This window comes from Cohnella zeiphila (genome assembly GCF_014212055.1).
Lineage (GTDB): Bacteria > Bacillota > Bacilli > Paenibacillales > Paenibacillaceae > Cohnella > Cohnella zeiphila.
In genome coordinates this window covers 23,856-29,867 of record NZ_JACJVO010000065.1, presented here as the reverse complement: position 1 = coordinate 29,867, position 6,012 = coordinate 23,856, and the positions used below count along the sequence as shown (strand labels likewise).

Annotated in this window: 8 protein-coding genes; 4 read left to right on the top strand and 4 right to left on the bottom strand. The window is 61.3% G+C overall.

Annotated elements, in window-relative coordinates:
* Positions 1-7: 7 nt before the first annotated feature.
* Positions 8-682: a CheR family methyltransferase gene (locus tag H7C18_RS34380; protein WP_185133651.1), complete on the bottom strand. Its 675-nt coding sequence runs from the start codon at positions 680-682 to the stop codon at positions 8-10.
* Positions 683-873: 191 nt separating this feature from the next.
* Between H7C18_RS34380 and H7C18_RS34375 the strand changes: the two genes are divergently transcribed.
* Entirely contained in the window at positions 874-1,263 is a 390-nt protein-coding gene (locus H7C18_RS34375; RefSeq protein ID WP_185133650.1) for a helix-turn-helix domain-containing protein, read from the top strand.
* 117 nt (positions 1,264-1,380) lie between these two features.
* The gene (locus H7C18_RS34370; RefSeq protein ID WP_185133649.1) at positions 1,381-1,911 is read left to right on the top strand and encodes a MerR family transcriptional regulator; all 531 of its coding nucleotides are present in this window, start codon (positions 1,381-1,383) and stop codon (positions 1,909-1,911) included.
* A 2-nt stretch (positions 1,912-1,913) separates the two neighbouring features.
* Here the strand turns inward: H7C18_RS34370 and rnhA are convergent, their stop codons facing one another.
* The 3 genes from rnhA to H7C18_RS34355 form a co-directional block, all read right to left on the bottom strand.
* Positions 1,914-2,597: a ribonuclease H gene (gene rnhA / locus H7C18_RS34365; protein WP_185133648.1), complete on the bottom strand. Its 684-nt coding sequence runs from the start codon at positions 2,595-2,597 to the stop codon at positions 1,914-1,916.
* A gap of 84 nt (positions 2,598-2,681) precedes the next feature.
* Positions 2,682-3,581, bottom strand: coding sequence for a DMT family transporter (locus tag H7C18_RS34360; protein WP_185133647.1), 900 nt, complete (start codon positions 3,579-3,581; stop codon positions 2,682-2,684).
* A gap of 365 nt (positions 3,582-3,946) precedes the next feature.
* On the bottom strand, positions 3,947-4,840 hold the full coding sequence (locus H7C18_RS34355; RefSeq protein ID WP_185133646.1) for a LysR family transcriptional regulator: 894 nt from the start codon (positions 4,838-4,840) through the stop codon (positions 3,947-3,949).
* Positions 4,841-4,949: 109 nt separating this feature from the next.
* Here H7C18_RS34355 and H7C18_RS34350 point away from each other — a divergent pair, with 109 nt between their 5' ends.
* On the top strand, positions 4,950-5,333 hold the full coding sequence (locus H7C18_RS34350) for a CidA/LrgA family protein (RefSeq protein ID WP_185133645.1): 384 nt from the start codon (positions 4,950-4,952) through the stop codon (positions 5,331-5,333).
* Positions 5,330-6,007, top strand: a complete 678-nt coding sequence (locus tag H7C18_RS34345) for an LrgB family protein (RefSeq protein WP_185133644.1) — start codon at positions 5,330-5,332, stop codon at positions 6,005-6,007. The genes H7C18_RS34350 and H7C18_RS34345 overlap by 4 nt, the downstream gene beginning before the upstream one ends.
* The last annotated feature ends 5 nt before the right edge of the window (positions 6,008-6,012 follow it).

The window sequence follows — 6,012 nt, the reverse complement described above, 5'->3', positions numbered from 1 at the left end:
CATTTTCTCAGAAGATTGACAGCGGCCGCGACGGAACGGCGCTCCGTTCCGCGCCCCGCTTGCGGTAAATCGATGGCATCTCGCAGTGAAAAGAACCGGAACTTCTCGGACTAAGCGTCTCCGTCGGGCCGATCACCAGGTACCCCCCCTCCGCCGTCGCCGCGTGCAGCAGGCGGACGAGCCGTTCGCGGTCCATGCATTCGCTCAGCATGTTGCGGCAGAGGACGATGTCGAACGGAAGGCTGCCGGGCACCGCCTCCATATGCAGCGGGCAGGCCGCGAACCGGACGTCCGCCTTGACCGGGTCCGTTACGGCCGATTCGAACGCGGATACCGGCCGGAAATACCGGCCTATCCACTGCGGCGGCAGCAGCACCAAATTCTCGTTGGCATATACGCCCCGCTCGGCTTCGCCCAGTGCGAGACCCGACGATTCCGTCGCCGTGATCCGGATGCGCCACGACGGTTTGTCTTCTGCGAAATAATCGGCGATCAGCATCGCCAGCGTATAAGGATCAGCCCCCGCTCCGCCGTCCGCGCACCAGATTCGGAGTTCGTTCGGCCGGGTTCTCTCCAAATAAGGAAGCACCCAATCCCGCAAATATTGAAATTGCGCCTGTCCTCTCATGAAGATGGGCGGGTTTGTTTGCTTCGGAAGTTTCATGGCCCTCAGTCGTTTCATGGAATTTGGTTCATTTCGTGCAAGGAAGATTCTATATAATCGGCTTTGAGATCGGTCTAAGCATGTTATAATTCGATTCAAACCAAGGAAATCATTCCCTTGCAAAATTCCATTATATACGTATTTTCGTGCAAATTCAATCATTATTAATCGAAAATTCGATTATCGCACTGCCCATCGGAGGTCTCGCCATGCATACGATCAAGCAACGGCTCAAACATATCCGCCAAGCATCCAACTTATCCATGGCAGAATTCGGAGAAAAAATCGGCGTTTCCGCCGGCAATGTCGGGGATTGGGAAAGCGAAAGGCGCCCCACGGTTCCCGGAGCCCGCGCGCTGGTCTCCATCGCCGAGACATTCTCCGTTTCCTTGGACTGGCTGCTGCTCGGTAAATTCGAGCAAACGGCTTCCGGATGGGAAGCGGTCGCCGGGCAAACGACGGAGAAGACGCGCCTTAACCTGCTTGAAGATCTGGCAGGCTGCCTGCCCGGACTGGAAGAGGAGGATCTGCAGCTGCTCGTGGCGATTGCCCGCCGGCTGCAAAGTTTGTCCCGCAGGAAAAAACGGGGAAGCCACTGACGGGCGGCGCGAATCGGAACTTCTTTTGCCGAATGAGAGGCACCTTTGTCGCCCCGGCAGGGAATCCTCTCCGAGCCTCGAATTCGTACCGATAGAATCGGGCAAGGAGTGAGGAGCATGAGCCTGGGAACGAAAGAAATCGCCGAGCGGCTGGGGATCAGCCAGTCGACGCTCAAGCGATGGGTCGCCTGCTTTCCGAATGTTTTCCCGAAAGACCGGCTGGGACATTATCTGTTCACGGAGCAAGAATTCAAGCTGCTGGAAAAAATCAAAGAGGAAGTTCGCCGCGGCGTTCAGCTGGACAAAATCGTACTGCCCGGAAAGCAAGCGACGCCAGCGGGCAGAACGGAAAGCGCCGCGCTCCCGCCCGACATGGACATGCTTCATCTTCGCGTCGATCACCTCGAACGCGCGGTCGCCCAAAAAGCGGACGAGGTCGTCACCGCCCAGCTCTACCAGCAGCGGCAAGAGCTGGAGGAGCTGCGGCGGATGGTCGTTCTGTTATCCGACGCCGTAGAGGGAATGCGGCAGTCCGCCGTTTCCCGGGATGCGGATTCGAAGCCGGCCGTGCCGGAGCCTGCGCGACCGGAAGCCGGAACCGCCTCCCGGTCGAAAAAGCGCAAGAAATTCAGGCTGTTCGGCGGCTGAATTTATTTTCGCCCGTAGTCGGCTTTGATCTCGCCCCACTCTTCCGTCTGCCATTTGAGCACTTTATTCGGGTAGGTATTCGTCCGCAGCCAATGAAGCGCTCGGTCGACCAGCTCCCAGATCTCCTTCGTCGACTCGTCCCGCGCCAGCGTCGTGACCACCTGCTTGTCCCTCAGCCATTTGAGCGCGGTGCGGGAATCGCTGTACACCGTTTTGGCGCTGCCGTTCTTCTTCAAGTAAGCCAGCGCGTGCACGATGGCGAGAAATTCGCCGAGATTGTTCGTGCCTTTGCGAATCGGCCCGCAGGAGAACAGCACGTCTCCCGTCTGCGTATCGACGCCCTTGTACTCCACCGGACCGGGATTCCCCCGCGTTCCGACGTCGACCGAGATGCTGTCGTAGTCGATCTCCCGCGAAGCCGACCCGCCGGCCCCGGATCGGGACGCCGCCGTTCCGCTTGCCCGCGCGGCTCCCGACGCGCTTTTCGCACCGGCGGAGCCGCCCGGTTTGCCGCTGCCCCAATGCTTCTTCCAGCCTTCCCGGTACGCCCGTTCGGCTTCCGCCCGCGAGGGATAGGACTTGTACTTGGCGCCGACGACGCCGTTCACCTGCGCCTGGCATTCGGGCCAGCTCGCATAGACGCCGGGGGTCGCGCCTTCCCAGACGACGTAAAATTTGCCTGCCATGGACGCTCTCCTTTATCGCTTCGAATCTTCGGCTATCATTCTACCACAGACCGGAAGCCGCCGCCCGGGCGAAAAGGGCCGTCTTCAGGAAGAGGCGTTCTTCAGCCGCTTCGGCTTCACGTTGACGAGAAGGATGCTGGCGACGATAAGCACGATGCCCAGCACCAGGTTCAAGGTGATCCGCTCGTTCAGGAACATCACGCTGCAGGCGATGGAGACGACAGGGATCAGGAACGTGAACGAGCCGACCTTCGTCGCTTCGCCGGAGCCGATCAGCTTGAAGTAGACGAGCCAGCCGAGCGCGATGACGAAGACGGAGATGAACAGCGTGTCGGCGATAAAGGAACCGGTCCAGCGGATGCCGGGCCATGGTTCGGTGGCGGAGCCGTATCCGAGCATCACGACGCCGCCGATCGAGATTTGCATGGCGGTCATCCACAGCGGGTCGGCCTTCGCCGTCGAACGTTTGGCGTACACGGTGCCCAGCGCCCAGCTCAAGGCGGAAGCGAGCGCCAGCACGATGCCTATGCCGGACACGCCCCCCTCCAGTCCGCCGACGCTCATCGCGGCCACGCCGGCGAAGCCGAGCAGCAGGCCGACGACCTTAAGCCCGTACATCCGCTCGCCCAGCCACAGCCAGGCGAACAGGCCGAGCAGCACCGGCTGCAGGAAGACGATGGCGGAGAACAGCCCGGCGGGCATATACTTGAGGCCGACCGTCTGGAACCCGTAATAAAACACGATGCTCAGAAAAGCCGACATTACGTAGATGCGCCACGTCTCTCTCCAGCGGAGTATCCTCCGACGCGGCAGAGCGACGGCGATCAGAAGCAGGCCGCCGACGAGCGTGCGCAGGCCCGCGAACAACAGCGGCGGCGTGAAACGAAGCGCGTATTTGGATAGGGGCCAGTTGACGCCCCACATGATGACAAGGAAAAGCAAGCCGAGGATCGTTTGCTTGCGGGACAACGGGGCGGGAGTCATATTGCGGTCTCTCCTTAACGAGTGTTACCCGAATGATACACGATTTCCGCGCGGCCGGGCGATGAAATTTTGGCATTACATTCATTCCTTCGGGCTATGACGTGCAACCCTTCCCCCAAAAGCAAACGAAGCCGATTCTCCGGCTTCCTTCCGCGCCGGAGAATCGGCTTCGCGCTTCCGCCCCGCTAATGGGGCCACATCGTGATCAAGGCGAACAATATCGTGGCGAACCCGACATACAAGACGGCCCTGCGAACATCCAGACATTCTCTCACCGGATCACTCCCCTTCTATCTTCTGCCTTCGACTATACCAGCCTTTTTTGAACGGAATATGAACAAACCGAGGATTTCGTTGCCGTGCCGTTACGACCGCGCCGATTCGAAAGCCGCCCGCGCGAACCGGATCCACTCCCGCGCCGCCAGCGAGATATAACCGTCCCTTCGCCATGCCATCGCGGGCCGCCAGGGAATGATCGGATGAACGAGCTCTGCCGTGCGCGCTTTCGCCGGATCGATCGAACGGCAGATCGTCTCGGGCAGCAGCGTGACGCCGAGCCCGGCCGCCGCCGATTCGACGAGGAAGTCCCATTGCGAGCTCTCGAAGGCGACGTGCGGCTCGAATCCGGCTGCGCGGCACTCGCGGGGAATGAGCTCGTGAAGCGCGAAATGGTCGTTGAACAGCAGGAACGGCTCGTCCGCCAGCTCCGCAAGCTCGATCCGCTTGCGACCGGCCAGCTTGTGGTCCGGATGAAGCACGACCCGGAGCCGGTCGTCCACGATCGGGAACGAATCGTACAGCTCTTCGTCCAGCGGCAGCAGCACGACGCCCACGTCCAGCATCCCTTCCGCGATCCCCTCCTCGACTTTCCGCGCTCCGTCTTCCGTCACCTTGATGGCGATGCCCGGGTAGCGCTCCTGGAAGCTTTTGATTACGGCCGGAAAGAAGCCGGAGCCTGTCATCGGCGGCAGCCCGATCCGGATGCTTCCCTTGTTCAGATAGGTCAAATCGTGCAGCTCGGTCAGCAGATCGTCGAAGGACTGCAGGATCGGACCGGCGTGCCGAAGCATCGCTTCCCCGGCGTCGGTCAGCTTGATCCGCTTGCCGTCGCGCGCGAAAATATCGATGCGCAGCTCGCTTTCCAGGTTTTTGATCATCTTGCTGACGGTCGGTTGGGTGACGTGAAGCGCCTCCGCCGCTTTCGTGAAGCTGTTCAGGCGGACGATCTCGGATACGCATTGCAAATGACGGATGTCCATAAGATTCCCCTATCATAGATAAAGAGAATGTAAATCATTCAATATATTCATTTTACGCATAATGAACCGAGCCGTATACTGGTTCTGTCTAGGAAAGGGGATGTTGAACATGAGGCAGGCGCTCCATTGGGGCAAAACGGCGGCGCAGATCGCGCTGCTCGTCGCGTTCGCGAAGGCTGCCGACCTTCTCGTCGCCTGGCTGCATGCGCCGGTCCCGGGCAGCGTGGCGGGCATCGCCCTGCTGTTCGCTCTGCTCAAGCTGCGCATCCTGCGCCTGGAATGGGTCGAGCTCGGCGCCAAGTGGCTGCTCGCGGAGATGCTGCTGTTCTTCGTTCCCGCCGCGGTCGGCATCGTCGATTACGGCAGCCTGATCGCCGCCAGCGGCTGGCGGATCGTCCTGACGATCGCGGCCAGCACGGCGATCGTGATGATCGTCTCCGGTTGGGTCGGCGGCCGCGTCGCCGCCGGACGCGAAAGGAAGATGCAAGGATGAACGCCTTCTTCTGGCTGGCGGTTACCGTTGCCGTCTACCTGTTGGCGAAGCGGCTCTACCGCGTTTTCGGCAAAATTTACTTGACCCCGCTGCTCGTGACGCCGGCCGTTCTGATCGCGATTCTCTTATGCAGCGGCGTCAGCTTCGATAACTACGACAAGGGAGCCGGCTGGCTCAGCGATCTCGTCGAGCCGGCCACCGTCGCGCTCGCCGTGACGCTCTACAAGCATATCGACGTGCTGCGCAAGCATGCGCCCGCCATCGCGGCCGGCGCCGGCTGCGGCGCCGTCTCGGCCATCGTCACGTCCGTCGGGCTGGCCCGACTGTTCGATCTCCAGCCGAACGTGACCGACAGCCTCGCCCCTCGCTCCGCGACGACGCCGATCGCGGTCGGCGTCTCGCAGCTGGTCGGCGGCATCCCGACGGTCACCGCCGTCGCCACGCTGATTACCGGCCTGTTCGGCCTGCTGATGGGACCGCCGATCGTCCGGGCGCTGCGCATGCGCACGCCGGTCGCCCGCGGCATTCTGCTGGGCACGAGCGCCCATTCGGCCGGCATCAGCAAGGCGCTCGAATATGACGCAGCGACCGGTTCGATCGCGACGATCGCCATGATGCTCACCGCGTTCGTGACGCTTGCCGCGACTCCCTGGATTTTATCGCTGCTCGGATAGTCCGC